Raw genomic sequence first — 21,524 nt, 5'->3', positions numbered from 1 at the left:
GATGGACGGTAAGGGAAGCACACCGCGGTGGCGGCACACAGAGCACGAGCGCTTCGCTCGTGCGGTGGAAGGCGGTCCGCAGCCGGTCGGCGGCCCCGATTCCAAGGACGACTTCGCTGACGACCTCGCGATCGTCGAACTGCTCCGGAGCATGGACGTCGGACCCGACGCCGAGACCCGCGCGCGCATGAAACAGCGCGTCCTCACCGCGCCGCCGCCCGAGAAGCCCCTGGTCCTCTCGTCGGTAAGACGGGTGGGAGCGCGCGCACGATTAGCAGTCGCAGCGGCCGCCGTGCTCTGCCTGCTGATGTCGCTCGCCGGCATGAGTGTGCTGCTCAGCCGTGACGCGCTCCCGGGAGACCCGCTCTACGGCATCAAGCGCACCGCGGAAGGCGCCTCGCTCGGCCTGACCTTCGACGAGGAGTCGCGGGCCCTCAAGCACCTGGAGTTCGCCGCCTCGCGCGTGACCGAGATGGAGACCCTGGCCGAACGCTCCTCCGCGCCCGCCGACCACCTGACCGCGCTGGCCGATCTGCGCGCCGACGCGGTGGAGGGCTCCCGCCAGTTCACCGAGTACGCGACCTCGTCCGACGAGAAGGCGCTGCCGTCGTTGCGCGACTGGGCGCTGGGCCAGTACATGAAGCTCGGCACGCTGCGCCCTCGCCTGCCCGGCGAGGCCGGCGCGCACGCCGACACCACGATGTGGCTGCTCGCGAGCATCGCCCAGCGCGCCCACGACCTGGCCGTCCGGTCCGGTTGCAGCGCGGTGGTCAGCGGTCAGTCCGACCCGCTCGGCCCGCTGCCGGCGAAGGACGCGTGCGCCTCGGCCGAGACGGATCCGAACTCGTCGTCCGGCCGCGACCCGGCCTCGGTGAAGCCGACGCCGTCCGGTCTGCCCGGCCAGTCGGGCTCCGCGACGCCTCCGGTGCAGCCGACCCAGTCGGTCGCTCCCGGCGCCTCGAACCCCGGCGGGACGCAGCCCGGAACCTCCACGCCGCCCTCGTCCGACAAGCCCGGGATCACGATCCCGCTGCCGTTGCCGCTGCCCAGCATCTCGCTGCCGCTGCTGCCCGGTATCAGCTTCGGCTGAGTCGAGGGTTTCCTGTCCGACCTGATCGCTAGGCTTGTCACATGGCAGGCAAGCGTGAGTTGGAGAGCGACCGGCTGGCCGAGCTCGCCGGCGAAGCATCGGCTGAGGCGGCGATCCAGGCTGCCGCGATGGCGCCCGAGCTCGAAGCCTCGCTCGCGGTGCCCACGGACCTGACGGCGGCCGCGTTCTTCGACGTCGACAACACGATGATGATGGGCGCGTCGATCTTCCACTTCGCCCGCGGCCTCGCCGCGCGCAAGTACTTCTCGTCCTCCGACCTCGCGGGCTTCGTCTGGCAGCAGCTGAAGTTCCGCGTCGGCGGCCGCGAGGACCCGGAGTCGGTGAAGGCCTCACGCGAGCAGGCGCTGTCCTTCGTGGCCGGCCGCAGCGTCGCCGAGCTGGTCTCGCTCGGCGAGGAGATCTACGACGAGCTGATGGCCGACCGCATCTGGAAGGGCACCCAGGCCCTCGCCCAGATGCACCTCGACGCAGGTCAGCGCGTGTGGCTGGTCACCGCGACGCCGGTCGAGCTCGCCCAGATCATCGCGCGCCGCCTCGGCCTGACCGGCGCGCTGGGCACCGTCTCGGAGTCCGAGAACGGCGTCTACACCGGCCGGCTGGTCGGCGACCTGCTGCACGGCAAGGCCAAGGCGCAGGCCGTCCGGTCGCTCGCCGCCAAGGAAGGCCTCGACCTGCGCAGATGCACCGCGTACTCGGACTCGTCGAACGACGTCCCGATGCTCTCGGTCGTGGGCACGGCGGTGGCGGTGAACCCGGACTCGCAGCTGCGGGAGATCTCGCGGCGCAAGGGCTGGGAGATCCGCGACTTCCGCACCGGGCGCAAGGCCGCCAAGATCGGCGTCCCGTCGGTGCTGGGCGCGGGTGCGCTCGCGGGGGCGGTCGCGGCGACGCTCGCGTACCGCCGCAGGCTGAAGTGATTACCGGGGCCTTACGGCTCAGGCGAACCAACGGCCCATCGGTGTCGAATTAGACATATGAAGCCCGCCAAGGCAGCACTCACCGGACTGCTCGCACTCGTCGCCGCGCTCGCGGCCGGGCACCTGGTGGCCGCCTTCGTGGGCCTGAGCTCCTCGCCCTACCTGGCTGTCGGCAACGCCGCGATCGACCTCACCCCGTCGTGGCTGAAGGACTTCGCGGTCACCACGTTCGGCACCTACGACAAGCTCGTGCTGCTGATCGGCATGGGACTCGTCCTGCTCGGCATCGGCATCGCGTCCGGCCTGGCGAGCCGCACCAGCCCCACACCGGGGACGGTGGTGGCCGTCCTGCTCGGGCTCGTCGGCATCGCGGCCGTCCTGAGCAGGCCGGACGTCGGCCAGCTCAGCGTGCTGGCCCCGCTCGCCAGCCTCGCCGCCGGCGTCTACGTGTTCCGCTACCTGCACCGGGAGACCGAGCCGAGCGAGACCCGGCGCGACTTCCTGGTCACGGCCGGGCTCGCGGCCGTGGCGGGCGTCGCGGGCCAGTTGTTCGGCAGCCGGACCGACGTCGAGGGCTCGCGCCAGGCGGTCGGTGAGCTGGTCCCGAAGACCAAGGCGCCCGAGGTCCCGATCAACGCCGACTTCGTCAAGGACGGCACCCCGAGCTTCATCACGGCCAACAAGGACTTCTACCGGATCGACACGGCGCTGAGCGTGCCGCGGATCCGCGCCGAGGAGTGGACGCTGCGGATCCACGGCATGGTCGAGCGGCCGACCGTGCTGACGTTCGACGAGATCCGCAAGCGCGACCTGATCGAGGAGACCGTCACCCTCACCTGCGTCTCCAACGAGGTCGGCGGCCCGTACATCTCCACCGCGAACTTCATCGGTGTCAAGATCGGCGACGTGCTCCGGGAGGCCGGCGTGAAGTCCGGCGCCGACCAGCTGTTCAGCACCAGCGACGACGGCTTCACCGCGGGCAGCCCGCTCGACTACGTCCTCGAACGCGGGCTGATCGCCATCGGCATGAACGGCGAACCACTGCCCGCCGAGCACGGGTTCCCGGCGCGGCTCGTGGTGCCCGGCCTGTACGGCTACGTTTCCGCCACCAAATGGGTGACGGACCTCAACGTCACCACGTTCGAGAAAGACCAGGGCTACTGGATCCCGCGCGGCTGGTCGACCAGGGCGCCGATCAAAACAATGTCACGGATCGACCGGCCCAAAGGCCTGAGCAAAATCCAGGGCAAGACGGTCGTCGCGGGTACCGCTTGGGCGCAGCCGAAGGGCGTGGCCAAGGTCGAGGTCAGGGCGGACGGCGGCCCGTGGCAGGAAACCGAGCTGGGCACGGACGTCAGCGACAGCACGTGGCGGATGTGGCGGATCGAGCTGGATCTCAAGCCCGGAAGTCACACGGTCGAGTGTCGTGCCACCGACAAAAGCGGTTACACCCAGGATCAGGCGCGGCTCGACCCGGTTCCCGACGGCGCAACCGGGTGGCATTCGATTTCTTTCACCGTCGAGTAGAACCGAATCAACATCCGTCCCGAATGTTCAGGCAGACAGGTCGAGAACATTCAGGGAGTGATCGAAAGTGCGAAAGACCCTCGCAGGTGTATTTGCGATCGCAATTGCGGGTCTGACCGCGTGCAGCGGCATGGATCAGGCGAGCACCACCACGAACACCCCGACGAGCACGCCGACCAGCACGACCGAGGCGGCGAGCAACGGCATGACGAAGACGGGCGACGTGTTCGGGCCGGGCTGCGCCGGTGTCCCGCAGGACGGCAAGGGCTCGCTGCTGGGCATGGCCGAGGACCCGGTGGCCACCGCCGCGAGCAACAACCCGCTGCTCACCAAGCTGGTGGCCGCGGTCAAGGCGGCCAACCTCGTCGACACGCTGAACTCGCAGCAGGCGATCACCGTGTTCGCGCCGGCCGACCCCGCGTTCGCCGAGCTCGGTGACGCGAAGTTCCAGGAGCTCGCGAACAACCCGGCGATGCTCACGCCTGTCCTGCAGTACCACGTCGTCCCGATGCGGTACGACGCGAAAGGCCTCGTAGCTGCCAAAACGGTCAAGACGCTCGCGGGCCAGGACGTCACCATCGCGGGATCCGGTGACAACCTGACGGTGAACGGCGCACCGGTCCTGTGCGGCAACATCCCGACCAAGAACGCCACCGTGTTCGTGATCGGCAAGGTCCTCACCCCGTAGTGATCAAGAACCGATCCAGCGCTGGTCACGCCCTGTGACCAGCGCTGTCACGCTCTCAGGACTCTTTTCGGCCGACTTTGTGCATGCGTTCACAAGCGGTACGGTGTGGGTATCACCAGCGCCGCGGGGTCCCTGCGGTGAAGCACACCCGGAGGTCGGAGAGCGTGGCATCACAGCGGGGCGAAGGTGAGACGACCACCACCGCTGCGGAGCCTGCCGACAGGGATCGCGCTCGTGCGATCCCGGAGGCGGCGGTGGCCAGGCTCGCCGTGTACCTCCGCGTCCTGTCCGGCATGGCCGACCAGGGTGTGAACGCTGTTTCGAGCGAGGAGCTCAGCCAGGCCGCCGGCGTCAACGCGGCCAAGCTCCGCAAGGACCTGAGCTACATCGGCTCGTACGGCACGAGGGGCGTCGGCTACGACGTCGAGGTCCTCGTCAGCCACATCGAGCGCATCCTCGGGCTCACCCGCAACCACTCCGTGGCCGTCGTCGGCATCGGTAACCTTGGTCACGCTCTGGCCAACTACGGCGGGTTCCCCGGTCGTGGTTTCCCGGTCACCGCGTTGTTCGACGTGGACGCCGATCTCATCGGAATCCCTGTTGGGGGCATCCCCGTCAGTCACATCGACGACATCACCGCGGTCTGCCTGGAACGCGAGGTCTCGATCGGTGTGATCGCGACCCCACCGCCCGCCGCTCAGTCGGTTTGCGACCGTTTGGTATCTGCGGGCGTCCAGTGCATTCTGAACTTTGCACCAGTTGTCCTTCAGGTTCCAGACAACGTCGAGGTGCGCAAGGTTGACTTGGCGGTCGAGATGCAGATCCTGTCGTTCCACGTCGCTCGACGTGCGGACGAGGCTGCCAGCGTCTCGGTCGGCAACAACGGACTCGGTGTGGACGGGATGGTGATTCGCCCGTGAGCGTGAGCCAGACGGCTCCGGCAGACGTGGTGAGTGCATGAGCGTGCTCGTAGTCGGTCTGTCGCACCGCACCGCACCCGTCCCGGTCCTCGAACGCGTCACCGTGGCCGAGCCGAACCTGCCCAAGGTTCTCGGTCAGCTGCTCGCCGCCCCCAGCGTCTCCGAGGCGATGGTCCTGTCGACCTGCAACAGGGTCGAGGTCTACGCCGTCGTCGAGTCGTTCCACGGCGGTATGTCCGAGGTCGTCGAGGTGCTGGCGCAGCACGCCCAGGTCGACCCGCAGTCGCTGTACGAGAACTTTTACGTGCATTACGCCGCCGCTGCCGTGGAACACCTGTTCTCGGTCGCCGCGGGCCTCGACTCGATGGTCGTCGGCGAGTCCCAGATCCTCGGTCAGCTGCGCGGTGCGTACGCGGCGGCGGACGAGGCGGGCACCGTCGGCAAGACCGTTCACGAGCTCACGCAGAACGCGCTGCGCGTCGGCAAGCGCGTGCACGCCGAGACCGGTATCGACCACGCGGGCGCGTCGGTCGTGTCCGAGGCGCTCGGTGACGCCGAGACCGAGCTGGGCACCCTCGTCGGCAAGCGCGCGCTGCTCGTCGGCGCGGGCGCCATGGGTGGTCTCGCCGCCGCGCACCTGCGCAGGGCGGGCATCGGCGAGGTCGTCATCGCGAACCGGACGCAGGCCAACGGTGTGCGGTTGGCCACGTCGCTGAAGGCGGAGGGCGTCCCCGCGACGGCCGTCGACCTCACCGCGCTGGCCGTCGAGATCGATCTCGCGGACATCGTCTTCGCGTGCACCGGGTCGGTCGACACGGTGGTCCGCGCGGACATGATCAGCACGCGGTCGCGCCCGCTCGTCGTGTGCGACCTCGGCCTGCCCAAGGACGTCGACCCGGCCGCGGCCGAACTGCCGAACGTTCGTGTGGTGGACCTGGAAACGCTCCAGCGCCGTCTCTCGGACGCCCCGGCGGGCCAGGACGCCAGGCTGGCCGCCCAGCTCGTCGCCGACGAGGTGAAGGCGTACCTGGCGGGCCAGCGCTCCGCCGAGGTCACGCCGACCGTCACGGCCCTGCGCAAGCGCGCGGCCGAGGTGGTCGACGCCGAGCTGCTCCGTCTTGATTCGCGACTTCCCGAACTGGACCCCGCGACACGCGGTGAATTGGCCAAGACGGTGCGCCGCGTTGTAGACAAGCTCCTGCACACGCCGACCGTCAGGGTGAAGGAGCTCGCCTCCGCGCCTGGTGGTACCGGCTACGCGGAGGCTCTCCGCGAACTGTTCGGGTTGGACCCCCAGACCCCTGGTGCGGTCAGCCAGACCAAGAAGTCTTCTGTGGATGGTGAAACGCGGTGACCCGCACCCTACGGATCGGTACCCGAGGCAGCGCACTGGCGCTCGCTCAGACGGGGACCGTGGCCGAGGCGCTCAAGGCTGCCGGAGCGCAGGTCGAGATCGTCGTCATCAAGACGCCGGGTGACCTGTCCGACGCCCCGATCGCGCAGATCGGCATCGGCGTGTTCACGTCGGCTCTCCGCGACGCGCTCGCGAACGACGAGATCGACATCGCCGTCCACTCCTACAAGGACCTCCCGACCGCGCCGGACAAGCGTCTGGTGCTCGCGGCAGTGCCCCAGCGGGAAGACCCGCGCGACGCTCTCGTGGCGCGCGACGGTCTCACGCTCGGCGAGCTGCCGGCGGGGTCCACTGTGGGCACCGGTTCCCCGCGCCGTGCGGCCCAGCTGGAGGCTCTCGGCCTCGGGCTGAACATCGTTCCGTTGCGCGGCAACGTGGACACCCGCATCGGCAAGGTTCGCAACGGCGAGCTCGACGCCGTCGTGCTGGCTCGCGCCGGCATCGCGCGCCTCGGTCGCACGAGCGAGATCACCGAGAACCTGGAGCCCATCCAGATGCTTCCCGCGCCCGCACAGGGCGCGTTGGCAGTCGAGTGCCGGGTCGACGACGTCGACGCCGAGCACCTGATCCAGTCCACTTTGGACGATTCGGCCAGCCGGGCCGCTGTGACCGCTGAGCGCGCCATGCTGGCCGCGCTCGAGGCGGGCTGCAGCGCGCCGGTCGGCGCGCTGGCCGATGTGGTGGAAGACCTCGATGACGAGGGGAAGGTCGTGTATCGGCTTTCCCTGCGCGGGGTCGCAGCGACGCCGGAGAACGATCTCCTCCGTGCGTCCGCCACCGGTGACTTGACCGAAGCTGAGGGACTTGGCCGGGCGCTGGCCGCCGAGTTGCTCGACCTCGGGGCCGCCGTGCTCAGCGGCCCAGAGGCGTAATCGATGGGGAGTGCCCTGATGACCCGCGCACGCAAGACCCCCGGACGCATCGCTTTCGTGGGCTCCGGCCCCGGCGACACCGGGCTGCTCACGGTCCGGGCCCACGACTTGCTCACCAGGGCTGAACTCGTGGTCACCGACCCGGACGTCCCCGCGGACGTCCTCGCGACCGTGGCCGAGGGAGTCGAGGTCCGCCCCGCTGTCGGGGAAGCCGCCGACGTGGCCAAGGACCTGGTGACGGAGGCGAAGAACGGCGCGACCGTCGTTCGTCTCGTCGCCGGCGACCCGCTGACGCTCGACTCGGTCGTGAAGGAAGCGCAGGCCGTCGCGAAGTCGACGATCCCGTTCGACGTCGTTCCGGGTGTGCCCTCGGGCACCGCGGTTCCGGCGTACGCGGGTGTCGCGCTCGGTGGCGTGCACACCGAGGTCGACGTGCGCGCGGTCAGCGACTGGGCAGGCCTCGCGGCCGCGCCCGGCACGCTGGTCCTGCACGCGACCGGTTCGCACCTGGCCGAGGCCGCGTCCAACCTGGTGGAGAACGGCCTCGCGTCCCAGACGCCGGTCGCCGTGACCGCCGAGGGCACGGGCTTCCAGCAGCGCACCATCGACACCACGCTGGCCTCCCTGGCAGCCGACGCCGGCGAGCTCAACGGCCCGCTGGTCGTCACGGTCGGTGCCGCCGCCGCCGCGCGTTCGAAGCTCTCCTGGTGGGAGTCGCGGGCGCTCTACGGCTGGCGCGTGCTGGTCCCGCGGACCAAGGAGCAGGCCGGCGCGATGTCCGAGCGTCTGCACTCGCACGGCGCGATCGCCGTCGAGGTGCCGACGATCTCGGTCGAGCCGCCGCGCAGCCCCGCGCAGATGGAGCGTTCGGTCAAGGGTCTGGTCGACGGCCGCTACCAGTGGGTCGTCTTCACCTCGACGAACGCCGTTCGCGCCGTGTGGGAGAAGTTCCGCGAGTTCGGTCTGGACGCCCGCGCGTTCTCCGGCGTGAAGATCGCCTGCGTCGGCGAGGCCACGGCCGCGAAGGTGCGCTCGTTCGGCATCATCCCCGAGCTCGTGCCGTCCGGTGAGCAGTCGTCCGAGGGTCTCCTCAACGACTTCCCGCCCTACGACGACATCCTGGACCCGGTCGACCGCGTGCTGCTGCCGCGGGCCGACATCGCCACCGAGACGCTGGCCGCCGGCCTGCGCGAACGTGGCTGGGAGATCGACGACGTGACGGCGTACCGCACCGTGCGTGCGGCCCCGCCGCCCGCCGAGACCCGCGAGATGATCAAGTCCGGTGGCTTCGACGCGGTGTGCTTCACCTCGTCGTCGACCGTGCGGAACCTGGTCGGCATCGCGGGCAAGCCGCACGCCCGCACGCTCGTCGCGTGCATCGGCCCGCAGACCGCCGAGACGGCGCGGGAGTTCGGCCTCCGGGTCGACGTGCAGCCCGAGGAGGCGAACGTGCCCGCGCTGGTAGACGCGCTGGCCGCCCACGCCGCCCGGTTGCGCGCCGAGGGAGCGCTGCCTCCTCCGCGCAAGACCAAGCGCCTGCGCAGGAGCTAAAAGACAGAAGCCGTCGGGGCCACTCAAGTAAACTTTGAGTGGCCCCTTCGACTCTCTCCACAGGGAGTCCGCGATGTACCCACTTCACCGGCCGAGGCGTCTGCGCACGACGCCCGCCATGCGCCGCCTGGTCAGCGAGACCGAGGTGCGCCCGAGGCAGCTCGTGCTGCCCATGTTCGTCAAGGAAGGCCTGGGCGAGCCCGCGGAGATCGCGAGCATGCCCGGCGTCCTGCAGCACACCCGTGACTCGTTGCGGAAGGCCGCGGTCGAGGCCGTGCAGGCAGGTGTCGGCGGCATCATGCTGTTCGGCGTGCCCGCCGAGCGCGACGCCGTGGGCTCCGGCGGGACCGACCCGGACGGCATCCTCAACGCCGCACTGGGCGACCTCCGTGCGGAGCTGGGCGACAGCACCGTGCTGATGTCGGACTGCTGCCTCGACGAGTTCACCGACCACGGTCACTGCGGCGTGCTCGCCGCGGACGGCACGGTCGACAACGACGCGACGCTGGAGGTCTACGGCGAGATGGCCGTGGCTCAGGCGCGCGCCGGTGCTCACGTCGTCGGCCCCAGCGGCATGATGGACGGCCAGATCGCCTTCATCCGCAACGCTCTGGACCAGGCCGGCCTGAACGACACCGGCATCCTCGCCTACTCGGCCAAGTACGCCTCGGCGTTCTACGGGCCGTTCCGCGACGCGGTCGAGTCGCAGCTCTCCGGTGACCGCAAGACCTACCAGCAGGACCCCGCGAACGCCCGCGAGGCGATCCGCGAGGTGCAGCTGGACCTCGCCGAGGGCGCGGACATGGTCATGGTCAAGCCGGCGCTGCTGTACCTGGACGTGCTGCGGTCCGTCGCCGAGATCTCTGACGTTCCCGTTGCGGCGTACCAGATCTCCGGTGAGTACGCGATGATCGAGGCCGCCGCTCAGAACGGCTGGATCGAGCGCGAGCGTTCGATCCTGGAGTCGCTCACGTCGATTCGCCGGGCCGGTGCGGACATCGTGCTGACCTACTGGGCCGTGGAAGCCGCGCGGTGGCTGGACCGGTAAAAGCCCCGCCCGTCGAGGTCCCGAAGCTGATCAACATCTCGCGCTGGCTGTGGATCGCCAGCGCGTTGGTGACCATGGTCGGGTTCGTGGCGCAGCTGTTCGACCGCGAGACGATCATCGCCGAGGTGCGCCGGGCCAACCCGGCGCTCGGGCAGGACCAGATCGACGCCGGCGTCAACGGCTCGATCCTGTTCGTACTGCTCATGTCGACGGCGATCCTCCTCGCGTACGTGCGGCTGGCGAACGCGATGGCGCGCGGGCGCAACTGGGCCAGGATCGTGCTGGCCGTGATCGGCGTCCTGTCCGTCGTGTTCGGACTGTTCCGGTTGGTCGCGTGGGCCAGCGGGGTCGCCGCGGCGTTCGGAGTGGAGATCCGCCCGATCGCCCTGGCCGTCGCCGCGGTCACCACGGTGCTGGAAGTGATCGCGTTCGTGCTGATGTTCCGGGTGTCCGCGCACTTCAGGAAGCGCGTCACGGTGGACAGCACCTTCCTGCGGTCCTAAGTTCCGACCGTGACTTCTCCGAAGGAATCGGGCGCTCCGGGCACCATCACCGCGGGCTACTGGCTCGTGGTGACCGGCGCCGTGCTCGGCGTGCTGGTCGCGGTGTTCGTGCTGTTCAACAAGCAGCCGTTGATCGACGCCAGCGTCAAGGTGAACAAGGATCCGAACATCACCCCGGAAATGATCGCCGCGACGCTCAACGCCGTGTTGATCGTCGCGCTGGTGGTCACGGTGGTGGTCGCCGGTCTCTCGATCTGGTTCGCCGGCAAGGTGCGGGCGGGACTGCGCAAGCCCCGGACGGGACTGATGATCACGTTGCTGATCAACCTGTTCTTCCAGCTGCTCACCAACACCCTCGGTGTCGTCGTGGCGCTGGTCGCCATCGCGGGCCTGGTGCTCTTCTACTTCCGGCAGTCGAGCGACTACCTGACCCAGCGCGAGCAGCTGACGTGAACGACGCTCCTCGGCCGGTGCGCATCGCGACCGGGCTGTGGCTGGCCATCGCGGTGTTCGTGCTGTTCACGGCCGTCGGTCTGTGGTTCCAGCGCGGCGAGATCGAGCGGATGAGCGGGCGGCCGTCCGGTGAGGTGACGAACTTCCTGATCGCGCTGACCGTGGTCTCGGTCATCTTCGCGGCGCTCTACGGCTGGCTGACCCGGTTGTTCCTGAAGCGGAAGAACTGGGCGCGGATCGCGCTGTCGCTGGTCTCGATCGGCCACATGCTGTGGCTGCTGATCGTCGGTGTCAGCGCGGCGAACCTGGTCACGCTTCTGCTCATCTGTGTCGCAATCGTCTTCACGTGGCAGCGCGCTGCGGCACAGTGGATGACGGAGGTGCGTGAGCCGTGACCGATCCCCAGAACCCGAGTCCGTGGCAGAACCCGGGCAACGCCCAGGACATGTCGCAGTGGCAGCAGTTCCCGGTGGCCCCGGAGCCTACCTCGCCGTACCAGGTGAGCCACATGGGCCAGGCGAGCTTCTCGATGGCGCCGCTGAGCCCGGTGCTGCCGCAGGAGATGCCGCCGCAGCGACCGTCCACGATCACCGCGGCGATGTGGATCTGGATCGCCGGCGCGGTGCTCTCCGTCGCCGTGATCCCGCTGCTGATGTTCGCCAACGTCGACGCCATGATCGCCGGGGAGACCGGGAGCGATCGGCAGGCGGCCGAGCTGGGCGTGCAGGCCACGGCGATCATGGCGGGCTTCGGCATGCTCGTGGCCGCCTCGCCGTACGTCGCGTTCGCCATCGTGCTGCGCAACGGGCACAACTGGGCGCGCATCGTGCTCACGCTCCTCGGCATGCTGGGGATCGTGACGATGATCTCGATCACCATCGTCGGCCTGCAGGCACCGGTCTGGCAGGTGGGTGTGGCGATGAGCATCGTGGTGATCGGGCTGACCGTCGCGGCCGTCGTTCTGCAGTTCCTCCCGGCGTCGAACAAGTACGTGCGGTAGTGCTCTACCGGGAGTCCGGCAGCAGCTGGTGGCCGGTGCTGTGGGGACCCGCGTTCGCGGTCGCCGGCTACCTGGTCGAACTGATCACCGGGCCAGCTTCCGCGGCCCTGTGGACGATCGTGGGACTCGGACTGACGCTCGGTGCGGTGTTGTGGGTGTACGGCCGGGTGAAGACCGGCAGCGTCGTGCTGACGGCCGAAGAAGCCCAGTTCGGACGGGAGAAGCTGCCGGTCGCGATGATCGAGGCGTGCCGGGAGGTCGGTGCGCCGACCGGGGCACGGGTGCTCGGGGGCGGCTGGTCGGTGCCCAAGGGGACGACCGCGGTGCCGTTGCGACTCCTGGACGGGACCGTCGTGCTGGGGTGGGCGCGCGACCCCGAAGCCTTGCTCGCGGGGCTGCGGCGGGTCGTGAGAGGGTGAGCAACGTGACAGAGGCCGCGACCGAGCCGGAGACCGTGGTGGAGGAGCCGGAAGAGCAGGTACCGCCCGCCGGCCCGAGCCTGCACCAGCCCAAGCGCGCGTTGATCGCCGCGGGTGAGGTCGTCGTGGTCGTGGCGCTGGCGATCGTCGCCGTCTGGTGCTGGAACCGCGGTGTCGTGAAGCTCGCGTACCCGATCGAGGGCCGCGAGCCGTTGATCTCCACGCGGTACCACGGCAACTGGCTGGGTACGGCCGTCGGCGCCGTGACGCTCGCCGCGATCCTCTTGCTCGACGCGGTGCGGCAGGTCGTGCTGGCCGTGCGCACCCGGCCGCAGAAAGCCGCCGACCCCGACATGTGAGACTGGGGTACGTGACTGCGAGTCGATCCCAGGCCCTGTTCGAGCGCGCGTCGACGCTGACCCCCGGTGGGGTCAACTCGCCGGTGCGGGCGTTCCACTCCGTCGGCGGCACCCCGCGGTTCATGGTCCGCGGCGAAGGTCCGCACCTGTGGGACGCGGACGGCAACCGCTACGTCGACCTGGTCGCGTCGTGGGGGCCGATGATCCTCGGGCACGCCCACCCGGATGTGGTGTCGGCGGTGCAGAAGGCGGCGGCTTTCGGTCTGTCTTTTGGGACCCCGACCGAGGGTGAGATCGAGCTCGCGGCTGAGCTTGTTGATCGCGTCGAGCCGGTTCGGCAGGTTCGGCTGGTCAACTCCGGTACCGAGGCGACGATGAGCGCCATTCGGTTGGCGCGTGGGTTCACCGAGCGGCGCAAGGTCATCAAGTTCGCCGGGTGCTATCACGGGCATGTCGACGCGTTGCTGGCTCAAGCCGGGTCCGGGGTGGCGACGTTGGGGCTGCCCACGTCGCCCGGTGTCACCGGTGCGCAGGCTGCGGACACGATTGTGTTGCCGTACAACGATGTTGACGCTGTGCGGAAGGCGTTTGAGGACAACGCCGGTGAGATCGCCTGTGTGATCACCGAGGCTGCTGCGGGGAACATGGGGGCCGTTGCGCCTTCGGCCGACTTCAACTCGTCGTTGCGCGAGATCTGTGACGCCGACGGGGCGTTGCTGATCATGGATGAGGTCATGACCGGGTTCCGGGTTTCGCGGGCCGGGTGGTTCGGGCTGGAGCGCGTCGCCGGCGACCTCTACACGTTCGGCAAGGTCATGTCGGGTGGGTTGCCGGCTGCCGCGTTCGGTGGTCGGGCGGATGTGATGGCTCGGTTGGCGCCGTCCGGGCCCGTTTATCAGGCTGGGACGTTGTCCGGGAATCCTGTGGCTGTCGCTGCTGGTCTTGCCACGTTGCGGGCTGCCGATGATGAGGTTTATGCGGCTTTGAACCGGAACGCCACGCGGCTTGGGGCGTTGTTCACTTCGGCGTTGACCGAGGCCGGGGTCGAGCACCGGGTGCAGTTCGCTGGGAACCTGGTGAGCGTGTTCTTCGGTTCTGAGGAAGTGAAGGACTACGCGGGGGCGCAAGCTTGTGAGACGTGGCGGTTCCCGCCGTTTTTCCACGCGTTGTTGGAGCGAGGGGTTTATGCCCCGCCGTCGGCGTTCGAGGCATGGTTCGTGAACGCTGCGATGGGGGAAGAGGAGTTTGCTGTGATCGCTGATGCGTTGCCGCACGCGGCTCGCGCCGCCAAGGAGGCTCGCCGGTGACCCGCACGGTTGTTCATTTGCTTCGTCACGGTGAGGTGCACAACCCGACCGGGATCCTCTACGGGCGCATTCCTGGCTTCAAGCTGTCTGAGCGCGGGCAGAAGCAGGCGCTCACCGTGGCTGAGCACCTTGCTGATCATGACATCGTGCATGTTGTGGCTTCGCCGTTGGACCGTGCGCAGCAGACTGCCGCGCCTATCGCTGACTCGCATCGGTTGGAGCTTGCCACCGATGAGCGGTTGATCGAGGCGGACAACCAGTTCGAAGGCTTGAAGGTTGCTGTTGGGGATGGGGCGTTGAGGTCTCCTCAGCACTGGCCCAAGTTGGTCAACCCGTTCAAGCCTTCCTGGGGGGAGCCTTACATCGAGATTGCTCATCGGATGCTTGGGGCCGTGCAGAAGGCTCGGGCGGCTGCTGAGGGGCATGAAGCTGTTTGTGTGTCGCATCAGTTGCCTATTTGGACTGTGCGGCGGTTCCTTGAAGGTAAGCGGATGTGGCATGACCCGCGTAAGCGGGAGTGTTCGCTTGCCTCGTTGACCTCCTTGATTTTTGAGGGGGAGCAGTTGGTTCGGATTGCTTACTCGGAGCCTGTTGGGGCTACCAACCCGCGGGTGACCGGGGCATGAAGAGGCTGCTTGTTCTGTTGTTGCTCGTTTCGGGGTGCACTGTTGGGAAGGATGCTGCTCAGGTTGGGGCTGGGGATTTTTATCTCGTGGCGCCTGGGGGGCAGGTCAAGCTTCGGTATTCCGGGGCTGATCGGAAGCAGTTGGTGGGGCTTGAGGGTGAGTCCCTGATGGAGGACGGGAAGACGATCAAGCTCTCTGATTACTCGGGGAAGCCCGTTGTGATCAACATTTGGGGAGCTTGGTGTGGGCCTTGTCGGACTGAGGCTCCTGAGATGCAGAAGTTGTTTGATGCTGGTACTCAGGTGCTTGGGGTTGATGTCAAGGAGACTGCCAAGGATCATCCTCGGGATTTTATGAAGGATCGGTCGTTGACTTATCCTTCTATTTATGACGCGTCCTCGCGGTCGTTTATCAACGTGTTCAAGGGGCTTCCGGCTAATACTGTTCCGTCTACCTTTGTGGTTGATAAGGATCACAAGGTTGCTGCGGTGTTCTTGTTGCCGGTGTTGGCTTCTGATGTTCAGCCGGTTTTGGATGAGTTGGCTAAAGAGTGATTTTTGAGTCGCCTGGTCCGTAGGTGGTTACTTTGCGGGCGGCGACCGTGCGTTGCGTGCTTTCCCTGGGGGCTCTGCCCCCAGACCCCCGGCAATCTGATCAGGGGGCTAGCGCCGCGGGCGGGTTGATGGCACGCCTGTTGCGTTGGGCGGCCGTCGGTTGCGTAGGTGGGTTGCGTTTGTTGGTGGCTGTGTGGGCGGGGATCCCCACCGCCGGGACCGCTCGGGAAAGGCGGCTCGCCTTCGGCATCGCGTAAGAGCGNTTCCCTGGGGGCTCTGCCCCCAGACCCCCGGCAATCTGATCAGGGGGCTAGCGCCGCGGGCGGGTTGATGGCACGCCTGTTGCGTTGGGCGGCCGTCGGTTGCGTAGGTGGGTTGCGTTTGTTGGTGGCTGTGTGGGCGGGGATCCCCACCGCCGGGACCGCTCGGGAAAGGCGGCTCGCCTTCGGCATCGCGTAAGAGCGTCTGGCTCACTCGGTGCGTAAGGTGGCCGCCTTCGGCGTCGCTATTCGGGGGCCGGTGCGGTGTTCAGGGAGGGGATTTTTGCCTTGAAGGCCTTGATCATGGCGTCTCGGCCGATTGAGTTGAATTCCTTGCCCAGGGTTCGCATGATTGAGTTTGCGGTTGGGCGGTACAGGCCGTTTTTGTAGTAACGCGCGCCCTCCACTGGGGCGATCACGCCGCCGTCTGGGGACGGTTGGCCCAGGTATTCGCCCCACTTTGCACCGGTGGGGTCCTTGGTCACGTTGAATTCGCGAGGTTCGTTGCCCGTGTAGGTGGCGTACGGGTAGTCGTACTCGTCTGCCAGGCCGCCGATCGAGTGGCCCAGCTCGTGGATTGCGATCTGCCCGGCCTGTGCGTTGGAGCCTGAGGCGGTGGCCACCGAGCCGCCTGCGCCGCCGTATTTGGTGGTGTTGCCGAGGGCGATTACCTGGTCTGCCTGGGGGGCCAGGGCGGCGAACTCCTTGGCCTTGGTTTCGTTGACGCAGAGGAGGCGTTCTGTGTTCGCGTCTCGGCCCTGGCACCAGAAGCCCATGTCCAGGGCGGTGTCCTTGAGGAGGCCCTTGGTCGGGTCGTGGTCCACACCGGACTCGGTGGAGATGACGTCGACCTGCCACACGTTGAAGTAGTCCTTGTAGGACGCGAAGGGTTCGACTGCGGAGAGTTCGTCCCACTTGCTCTTCACGTTGGTGGTGTAGGTCGCCAGGTCGTCTGTTGTGTAGCCGTCGCCTACGAAGACCAGGTCGAAGGCGTCTGCTGGGTCGCGGTCGCCGTGGATTTTGGTCACGTCGGCGGTGGCGAGGGTGCGTAGGCCGGTGGTTTGGTCGGCGTTGGGCTTGGGGGTCAGGGTTTGGGTGATGGAGCCGTCTTTGTTGAAGACTTCGCGCCATTCCATCGCCGGGGCTGCGCCGCCGGTCGGTACCTGGGCGAACAGGGTCAGCGCGGTCACCGTCAGCGCTGGGAGGAGCAGCCGGGCACGATGCATGTGTTGACGCTAAGCAACCGTGATGTCACCCACAAGGCGGCGATCGTCGGTACTTATGGCGCAGGCGTTGGGCGTTCTAAGTGACACCGGTCGTGGGGTGATCTGGGCAACTACCTACTCTGAGGTGTGTGAACCCCACACTTCTGGCTACTTCCGGGCCGTTGCTGCTGGCCGTCGGGGTTGCTTTGGTGGCTGGCTTCATCTCGTTCGCTTCGCCCTGTGTGGTGCCGTTGGTGCCCGGGTATCTCGCGTACCTCGCTGGGCTTGTGGGGGCTGAGGCGCCTCGGGTTGACGCTGAGGAGCCTGCTCGGCAGGGGCGGTGGCGGGTTGCTGGGGCCTCGCTGTTGTTCGTGCTCGGGTTCACTGTTGTGTTCGCGTTGGCCACGATGTTCGTGCTCGGGGTGTCGGACGCGCTGTTGCTCAACGCTGATCTGTTCATGCGGATCGGTGGGGTTGTCACGATCCTGATGGGGCTCGTGTTCATCGGGCTGGTTCCCGCGCTGCAGAAGGACGTTCGGTTGCACGCCAAGCCGAATGCCGGGGTGTGGGGGGCGCCGGTGCTTGGTGCCGTGTTCGCGCTCGGGTGGACGCCTTGCATGGGGCCGACGCTGGCCGGGGTGATGGCTGTTGCGCGGAGCACTGAGGTCGGGTCGGTTACGGCTCGTGGGGCTCTGTTGGTGTTGGCGTACTGCTTGGGGCTTGGGTTGCCGTTCGTCGTGTTGGCGCTTGGGGCCCGGTGGGCGTTGGGGGTCACCAAGTGGCTGCGGGTGCACGCGCGGCAGGTTCAGGTTTTTGGTGGCGTGTTGTTGATCCTGGTGGGCGTCGCGTTGGTCACCGGGCTCTGGGGTGAGTTCGTCGGGTGGCTGCGCTACTCGTTCGTCGACGTCGTGGAGTTGCCGCTCTAGTGATCGCCTTCCTGCGCAACACGTGGCGCGGCCTCACGTCGATGAGGACCGCGTTGACTCTGCTGTTCTTGTTGGCGCTCGCGGCCATGCCGGGGGCGTTGCTGCCGCAGTTGTCGTTGAACGCGGCCAAAGTTGACGAGTACGTGGCTCAGCGTGGCTGGTGGGGACAGCTGCTGCTGAAGCTCGGGTTCTTCGAGGTTTACGCGACGCCGTGGTTCGCGGCGATCTACCTGTTGTTGTTCACGTCGTTGGTCGGCTGTCTGCTGCCGCGTACGTGGGAGTACTTCAAGCAGATGCGCGCTAAGCCGGTGCTGACGCCGCGCAATCTCTCCCGCATGCCGCATCACGCTGAGTTGGTGCTCGACGTGACGCCGGAGGAGGCGGTCGGGCGGGCCAAGAAGGCGTTGCGCGGCTGGCGGATGGAGACCGGGGACGGCACGGTCAGCGCTGAGCGCGGGTACCTGCGGGAGACCGGGAACCTGGTGTTCCACTTCGCGTTGCTCGGGCTGCTGGTGTCGTTCGCGCTCGGCAAGATGTTCAGCTACGAGGGCCAGGTCATCGTTCAGGCCGACGGCGGGCAGTTCTGCAACGGCGGCATCTTCAACTACGACCAGTTCCGGCCCGGGCTGCAGGTCGACGGCACGGATCTCACGCCGTTCTGCGTCGAGATCGGCAAGTTCTCGGCCGAGTACCTCGACAACGGGCAGCCCGTCGGGTTCCAGGCGGACGTGAAGTACCAGTCGGGCGAGGATCTGGCGGCCAACAACTGGCGGCCGTACACGCTGCAGGTCAACCACCCGTTGCGGACCGCCGGCGACCGGCTCTACCTGCTCGGGCACGGGTACACGCCGACGTTCACGGTGACGTTCCCGAACGGCGAGAAGCGCACGCAGGGGATCCAGTGGTTGCCGACTGACCAGTTGACGCTGGCGTCCGAGGGTGCGACCAAGTTCGACCCGCCCGGGGTGACGGACTCCGAGGCGCGGCGCAAGGGGCAGATCGCGGTGACCGGGCTGCTCGCGCCGACGCCGTTGTTGCACGGCAACATCCTGAACTCGAAGTTCCCCGCGGTGAACAACCCGATGGTCGCGGTCGATGTCTATCGAGGCGATCTCGGTGTGGACGACGGTCGTGGTCAGTCGATCTTCTCGATCGACCAGAAGATGGTCGACCAGGGGCGGCTGCAGAAGGTCGCGCGCAAGAACCTCGCGCTGGGCGAGGAGGTCGTGCTCGACGACGGCACCAAGGTGCGGTTCGACTCCGTGAGCGACTGGGTGTCGTTGCAGGTCTCGCACGACCCCACGCAGGGGTACGTGCTGGTGTTCGCCATCCTGATCATCCTGGGCCTGGGGGTCTCGCTGACCGTCAAGCGCCGGCGGGTGTGGGTGCGTGCGACCCCTCAGGAAGACGGGCGTACGTTGGTCGAGGTCGGCGGGCTTGCCCGCACTGACCAGGCAGGATACGGCGAGGAGTTCACGCGGCTCGCCCGCGCGGTCTTGAACGAGGAGAAGTCCTGATGCCGGTCAACGAGACCCTCGCGACCTACAGCGACTGGCTGTACCGCAGCGCGCTGGGTGTCTACCTCTTCGCGATCTTGCTGTACGCGGTGGAGCAGGCGTTCGCGCACGTTCCGCGCAAGAAGGCGGAAGCACTGGTCGGAGCCGGTGCGCCGGTGCCGGGCATCCTGGTCGACGAGCCGAAGAGCGCGCTGTCGCGCTCGGAGCGCATCGGTCGCATGGGTGCCGCGCTGACGGTGCTCGGTGCGCTGCTGCACCTGGGTTCGCTGGTCATGCGCGGTCTCTCCGCCGGGCGTGCGCCCTGGGGCAACATGTACGAGTACATGTCGCTGCTGTGCCTCGCCGCGGTCGTGACGTGGATCGTGCTGATGGTCAAGTTCCCGATCCGCCGCCTCGGGGCGTTCGTGCTGACGCCGATCCTGATCCTGCTGTTCCTCGGTGGCACGGTCCTCTACGCCGAGTCCGCGCCCGTCCAGCCGGCGCTGCGGTCGTACTGGCTGGTGATCCACGTCTCGGTGATCTCCATCTCATCCGGCGTGCTGCTGATCCCCGGCGTGACGTCGATCCTCTTCCTGCTCAAGGACCGGAAAGTCGACCGGTTCCCGAAGCTGCCGTCGGCCGACGTGCTGGACCGGATGTCGTACCGGACCACCGTGCTGGCGTTCCCGCTGTTCACGGCGGGCATCATCTGCGGCGCGATCTGGGCCGAGGCCGCGTGGGGCCGGTTCTGGGGCTGGGACCCCAAGGAGACGGTGGCGTTCGTCTCGTGGGTGGTCTACGCGGCGTATCTGCACGCGCGCGCGACGGCCGGATGGCGCGGTCGTGGGGCCGCTTGGATCAACATCGTGGGCTTCGCGTTGAACGTCTTCAACCTGTTCTTCATCAACTTGGTCACCAGCGGGTTGCATTCGTACGCGGGTCTCTAACGACTTATCCCCCCAGGTCGATGGAACCCGTGCGAGTTGCGTACCGTCGCAACCTGGGGGTCGGGGAAGTCCTGGTCCCTCTTGCTCAGGGAGGGCCACAGCGGTGACATGGCAACCACCGGGTGAGGAACAGGGCTCCGGCCCGCAGTACGTCGACCCGCAGACGGCCTACCTCGACCCGCAGCAGTCCGGTCCGCAGCACGTCAGCGGCGGCCAATCAGGCCCGTACAACGTGGGCGGCAACCAGTCCGGGCCTTACCAGGTGCCCGGCAACGCGTCTGGCCCTTACTCGGTGCCCGGCAACGCGTCCGGTCCCTACCCCGTGCCCGGCGCGCAGTCCGGCCCGTACCAGGTGGGCGGCGGCCAATCGGGTGCTTATTCGGTCGGCGGTGGTCAGTCCGGACCGCACAACACAGCCCAGTACGGCCAGTTCGCCGGTGGGCAGTTCCCGAACAACTTCCCGCAGCAGGAGTACCGCTCGCAGGCGGAGCAGGTCTCGTCGCAGCAGCTGATCAAGAAGGACAAGCGCCCGCCGTCGTCCGGCTGGCGCAAGTCGCTGCACTCGCTCACCGGTGGTGCCGTCAACCTCGGCGAAAGCCCCGCTGACGTGCGCCGGCGCGAGCTGATCGCGCGGATCAACCAGCCGCTGCGCGGGTGCTACAAGATCGCGATGCTGTCGTTGAAGGGCGGCGTCGGCAAGACCACGACGACCACGACGCTGGGCTCGACGTTCTCGTCGCTGCGGGGTGACCGGGTGATCGCGGTCGACGCGAACCCGGACCGCGGCACGCTGGCGTTGAAGATCCCGCGGGAGACCACGGCGACCGTGCGGCACCTGCTGCGCGACGCCTCGCGGATCACGAAGTACAGCGACGTGCGCGCGTACACCTCGCAGTCGCCGGCGCGCCTTGAGGTGCTGGCGTCCGAGCAGGACCCGGCGGTGTCGGAGGCGTTCAGCGAGGACGACTACCGGCGCACGGTGGCGTTGCTGGAGCACTTCTACAACATCGTTCTGACGGACTGCGGCACCGGTCTGATGCACTCCGCGATGAAGGGCGTGCTGGACGAGGCCGACCAGCTGGTGCTGGTGTCGTCCGGCTCGGTCGACGGCGCGCAGACGTCAGCCGCGACGCTCGACTGGCTGGAGGCGCACGGCTACCGCGACCTGGTCGCGAAGTCCGTGTGCGTGATCAACTCGGTCCGCCCGAAGTCGGGCAAGGTCGACCTGGAGAAGCTCTCCGCGCACTTCCAGCAGCGGTGCCGCGCCGTGGTCCGTCTGCCGTTCGACGAGCACCTCGAAGAAGGCGCCGAGATCGCGCTGGACCAGCTCGCGCCTGAGACCCGGCTCGCGTTGCTGGAACTCGCCGCCGTCGTGGCGGACGACTTCCCGAACACGTAGCCGGTTCGCGTGCGAAAGGGGC

At 67.8% G+C, this 21,524-nt stretch carries 23 protein-coding genes; 22 read left to right on the top strand and 1 reads right to left on the bottom strand.

Going from position 1 to position 21,524, the window contains the following annotated elements:
- The first annotated feature begins 1 nt into the window (after nt 1).
- From LFM09_RS13035 to LFM09_RS12950, 18 genes are all read left to right on the top strand, one after another.
- Nucleotides 2-1,090: a DUF5667 domain-containing protein gene (locus LFM09_RS13035; protein ID WP_414096664.1), complete on the top strand. Its 1,089-nt coding sequence runs from the start codon at nt 2-4 to the stop codon at nt 1,088-1,090.
- Nucleotides 1,091-1,131: 41 nt separating this feature from the next.
- Nucleotides 1,132-2,028 carry an HAD family hydrolase gene (locus LFM09_RS13030; protein WP_414096663.1) on the top strand — a complete coding sequence of 299 codons (897 nt, stop codon included), beginning with the start codon at nt 1,132-1,134 and terminating at the stop codon, nt 2,026-2,028.
- A 57-nt stretch (nt 2,029-2,085) separates the two neighbouring features.
- Nucleotides 2,086-3,555, top strand: a complete 1,470-nt coding sequence (locus LFM09_RS13025) for a molybdopterin-dependent oxidoreductase (protein WP_414096662.1) — start codon at nt 2,086-2,088, stop codon at nt 3,553-3,555.
- 130 nt (nt 3,556-3,685) lie between these two features.
- A complete protein-coding gene (locus LFM09_RS13020) occupies nt 3,686-4,243 on the top strand; it encodes a fasciclin domain-containing protein (RefSeq protein WP_414096661.1) in 558 nt (185 codons plus the stop codon).
- 164 nt (nt 4,244-4,407) lie between these two features.
- Nucleotides 4,408-5,163 (top strand): redox-sensing transcriptional repressor Rex, encoded by a 756-nt coding sequence (locus LFM09_RS13015; RefSeq protein ID WP_414096660.1) that lies wholly within the window; start codon nt 4,408-4,410, stop codon nt 5,161-5,163.
- Between the two features lie 37 nt (nt 5,164-5,200).
- Nucleotides 5,201-6,517, top strand: a complete 1,317-nt coding sequence (locus LFM09_RS13010) for a glutamyl-tRNA reductase (RefSeq protein ID WP_414096659.1) — start codon at nt 5,201-5,203, stop codon at nt 6,515-6,517.
- Nucleotides 6,514-7,449, top strand: coding sequence for a hydroxymethylbilane synthase (gene hemC, locus LFM09_RS13005; protein WP_414096658.1), 936 nt, complete (start codon nt 6,514-6,516; stop codon nt 7,447-7,449). The genes LFM09_RS13010 and hemC overlap by 4 nt, the downstream gene beginning before the upstream one ends.
- A gap of 18 nt (nt 7,450-7,467) precedes the next feature.
- Complete coding sequence (locus LFM09_RS13000) at nt 7,468-9,000, top strand: uroporphyrinogen-III synthase (RefSeq protein ID WP_414096657.1); 1,533 nt, start codon at nt 7,468-7,470, stop codon at nt 8,998-9,000.
- Nucleotides 9,001-9,073: 73 nt separating this feature from the next.
- On the top strand, nt 9,074-10,048 hold the full coding sequence (hemB, locus tag LFM09_RS12995; RefSeq protein WP_414096656.1) for a porphobilinogen synthase: 975 nt from the start codon (nt 9,074-9,076) through the stop codon (nt 10,046-10,048).
- Nucleotides 10,033-10,551 carry a hypothetical protein gene (locus LFM09_RS12990; RefSeq protein ID WP_414096655.1) on the top strand — a complete coding sequence of 173 codons (519 nt, stop codon included), beginning with the start codon at nt 10,033-10,035 and terminating at the stop codon, nt 10,549-10,551. Before hemB ends, LFM09_RS12990 begins: the two co-directional genes overlap by 16 nt.
- 9 nt (nt 10,552-10,560) lie before the next feature.
- A complete protein-coding gene (locus LFM09_RS12985) occupies nt 10,561-11,004 on the top strand; it encodes a hypothetical protein (RefSeq protein WP_414096654.1) in 444 nt (147 codons plus the stop codon).
- Nucleotides 11,001-11,399 carry a hypothetical protein gene (locus LFM09_RS12980; RefSeq protein ID WP_414096653.1) on the top strand — a complete coding sequence of 133 codons (399 nt, stop codon included), beginning with the start codon at nt 11,001-11,003 and terminating at the stop codon, nt 11,397-11,399. Before LFM09_RS12985 ends, LFM09_RS12980 begins: the two co-directional genes overlap by 4 nt.
- Nucleotides 11,396-12,004 (top strand): hypothetical protein, encoded by a 609-nt coding sequence (locus LFM09_RS12975; RefSeq protein ID WP_414096652.1) that lies wholly within the window; start codon nt 11,396-11,398, stop codon nt 12,002-12,004. The genes LFM09_RS12980 and LFM09_RS12975 overlap by 4 nt, the downstream gene beginning before the upstream one ends.
- The gene (locus tag LFM09_RS12970) at nt 12,004-12,423 is read left to right on the top strand and encodes a hypothetical protein (RefSeq protein WP_414096651.1); all 420 of its coding nucleotides are present in this window, start codon (nt 12,004-12,006) and stop codon (nt 12,421-12,423) included. Before LFM09_RS12975 ends, LFM09_RS12970 begins: the two co-directional genes overlap by 1 nt.
- A gap of 5 nt (nt 12,424-12,428) precedes the next feature.
- On the top strand, nt 12,429-12,782 hold the full coding sequence (locus LFM09_RS12965; protein WP_414096650.1) for a hypothetical protein: 354 nt from the start codon (nt 12,429-12,431) through the stop codon (nt 12,780-12,782).
- Between the two features lie 11 nt (nt 12,783-12,793).
- On the top strand, nt 12,794-14,089 hold the full coding sequence (gene hemL, locus LFM09_RS12960; protein ID WP_414096649.1) for a glutamate-1-semialdehyde 2,1-aminomutase: 1,296 nt from the start codon (nt 12,794-12,796) through the stop codon (nt 14,087-14,089).
- A complete protein-coding gene (locus tag LFM09_RS12955) occupies nt 14,086-14,715 on the top strand; it encodes a histidine phosphatase family protein (protein WP_414096648.1) in 630 nt (209 codons plus the stop codon). The genes hemL and LFM09_RS12955 overlap by 4 nt, the downstream gene beginning before the upstream one ends.
- Nucleotides 14,712-15,269, top strand: coding sequence for a TlpA family protein disulfide reductase (locus LFM09_RS12950; protein WP_414096647.1), 558 nt, complete (start codon nt 14,712-14,714; stop codon nt 15,267-15,269). Before LFM09_RS12955 ends, LFM09_RS12950 begins: the two co-directional genes overlap by 4 nt.
- Before the next feature lie 505 nt (nt 15,270-15,774).
- On the opposite strand, the gene LFM09_RS12945 is transcribed toward LFM09_RS12950, so the two are convergent.
- Nucleotides 15,775-16,755: a M64 family metallopeptidase gene (locus LFM09_RS12945; protein ID WP_414096646.1), complete on the bottom strand. Its 981-nt coding sequence runs from the start codon at nt 16,753-16,755 to the stop codon at nt 15,775-15,777.
- 128 nt (nt 16,756-16,883) lie between these two features.
- On the opposite strand from LFM09_RS12945, the gene LFM09_RS12940 reads away from it, so the two are divergent.
- From LFM09_RS12940 to LFM09_RS12925, 4 genes are all read left to right on the top strand, one after another.
- Nucleotides 16,884-17,660: a cytochrome c biogenesis CcdA family protein gene (locus tag LFM09_RS12940; RefSeq protein WP_414096645.1), complete on the top strand. Its 777-nt coding sequence runs from the start codon at nt 16,884-16,886 to the stop codon at nt 17,658-17,660.
- Between the two features lie 41 nt (nt 17,661-17,701).
- Nucleotides 17,702-19,177: a cytochrome c biogenesis protein ResB gene (locus tag LFM09_RS12935; RefSeq protein WP_414096929.1), complete on the top strand. Its 1,476-nt coding sequence runs from the start codon at nt 17,702-17,704 to the stop codon at nt 19,175-19,177.
- On the top strand, nt 19,177-20,103 hold the full coding sequence (ccsB, locus tag LFM09_RS12930) for a c-type cytochrome biogenesis protein CcsB (protein ID WP_414096644.1): 927 nt from the start codon (nt 19,177-19,179) through the stop codon (nt 20,101-20,103). The genes LFM09_RS12935 and ccsB overlap by 1 nt, the downstream gene beginning before the upstream one ends.
- 103 nt (nt 20,104-20,206) lie before the next feature.
- Complete coding sequence (locus LFM09_RS12925; protein ID WP_414096643.1) at nt 20,207-21,502, top strand: AAA family ATPase; 1,296 nt, start codon at nt 20,207-20,209, stop codon at nt 21,500-21,502.
- Nucleotides 21,503-21,524: the final 22 nt, after the last annotated feature.

The sequence above is a fragment of the Lentzea alba genome, assembly GCF_047445655.1.
Taxonomy (GTDB): Bacteria; Actinomycetota; Actinomycetes; order Mycobacteriales; family Pseudonocardiaceae; genus Lentzea; species Lentzea alba_A.
Note: the sequence above shows the minus strand (reverse complement) of the source record. Positions and strands in the feature narration are given on the sequence as shown.

What these genes read in the sequence shown, in the direction of transcription:
- LFM09_RS12935 (WP_414096929.1), top strand. Translation starts at nt 17,702, where the DNA reads ATGAGGACCGCGTTGACTCTGCTGTTCTTGTTGGCGCTCGCGGCCATG.
- hemB (WP_414096656.1), top strand. Translation starts at nt 9,074, where the DNA reads ATGTACCCACTTCACCGGCCGAGGCGTCTGCGCACGACGCCCGCCATG.
- LFM09_RS12945 (WP_414096646.1), bottom strand. Translation starts at nt 16,755, where the DNA reads ATGCATCGTGCCCGGCTGCTCCTCCCAGCGCTGACGGTGACCGCGCTG.
- LFM09_RS13020 (WP_414096661.1), top strand. Translation starts at nt 3,686, where the DNA reads ATGGATCAGGCGAGCACCACCACGAACACCCCGACGAGCACGCCGACC.
- LFM09_RS13035 (WP_414096664.1), top strand. Translation starts at nt 2, where the DNA reads ATGGACGGTAAGGGAAGCACACCGCGGTGGCGGCACACAGAGCACGAG.
- LFM09_RS13010 (WP_414096659.1), top strand. Translation starts at nt 5,201, where the DNA reads ATGAGCGTGCTCGTAGTCGGTCTGTCGCACCGCACCGCACCCGTCCCG.
- LFM09_RS12950 (WP_414096647.1), top strand. Translation starts at nt 14,712, where the DNA reads ATGAAGAGGCTGCTTGTTCTGTTGTTGCTCGTTTCGGGGTGCACTGTT.
- LFM09_RS13025 (WP_414096662.1), top strand. Translation starts at nt 2,086, where the DNA reads ATGAAGCCCGCCAAGGCAGCACTCACCGGACTGCTCGCACTCGTCGCC.
- LFM09_RS13030 (WP_414096663.1), top strand. Translation starts at nt 1,132, where the DNA reads ATGGCAGGCAAGCGTGAGTTGGAGAGCGACCGGCTGGCCGAGCTCGCC.
- LFM09_RS13000 (WP_414096657.1), top strand. Translation starts at nt 7,468, where the DNA reads ATGACCCGCGCACGCAAGACCCCCGGACGCATCGCTTTCGTGGGCTCC.
- ccsB (WP_414096644.1), top strand. Translation starts at nt 19,177, where the DNA reads ATGCCGGTCAACGAGACCCTCGCGACCTACAGCGACTGGCTGTACCGC.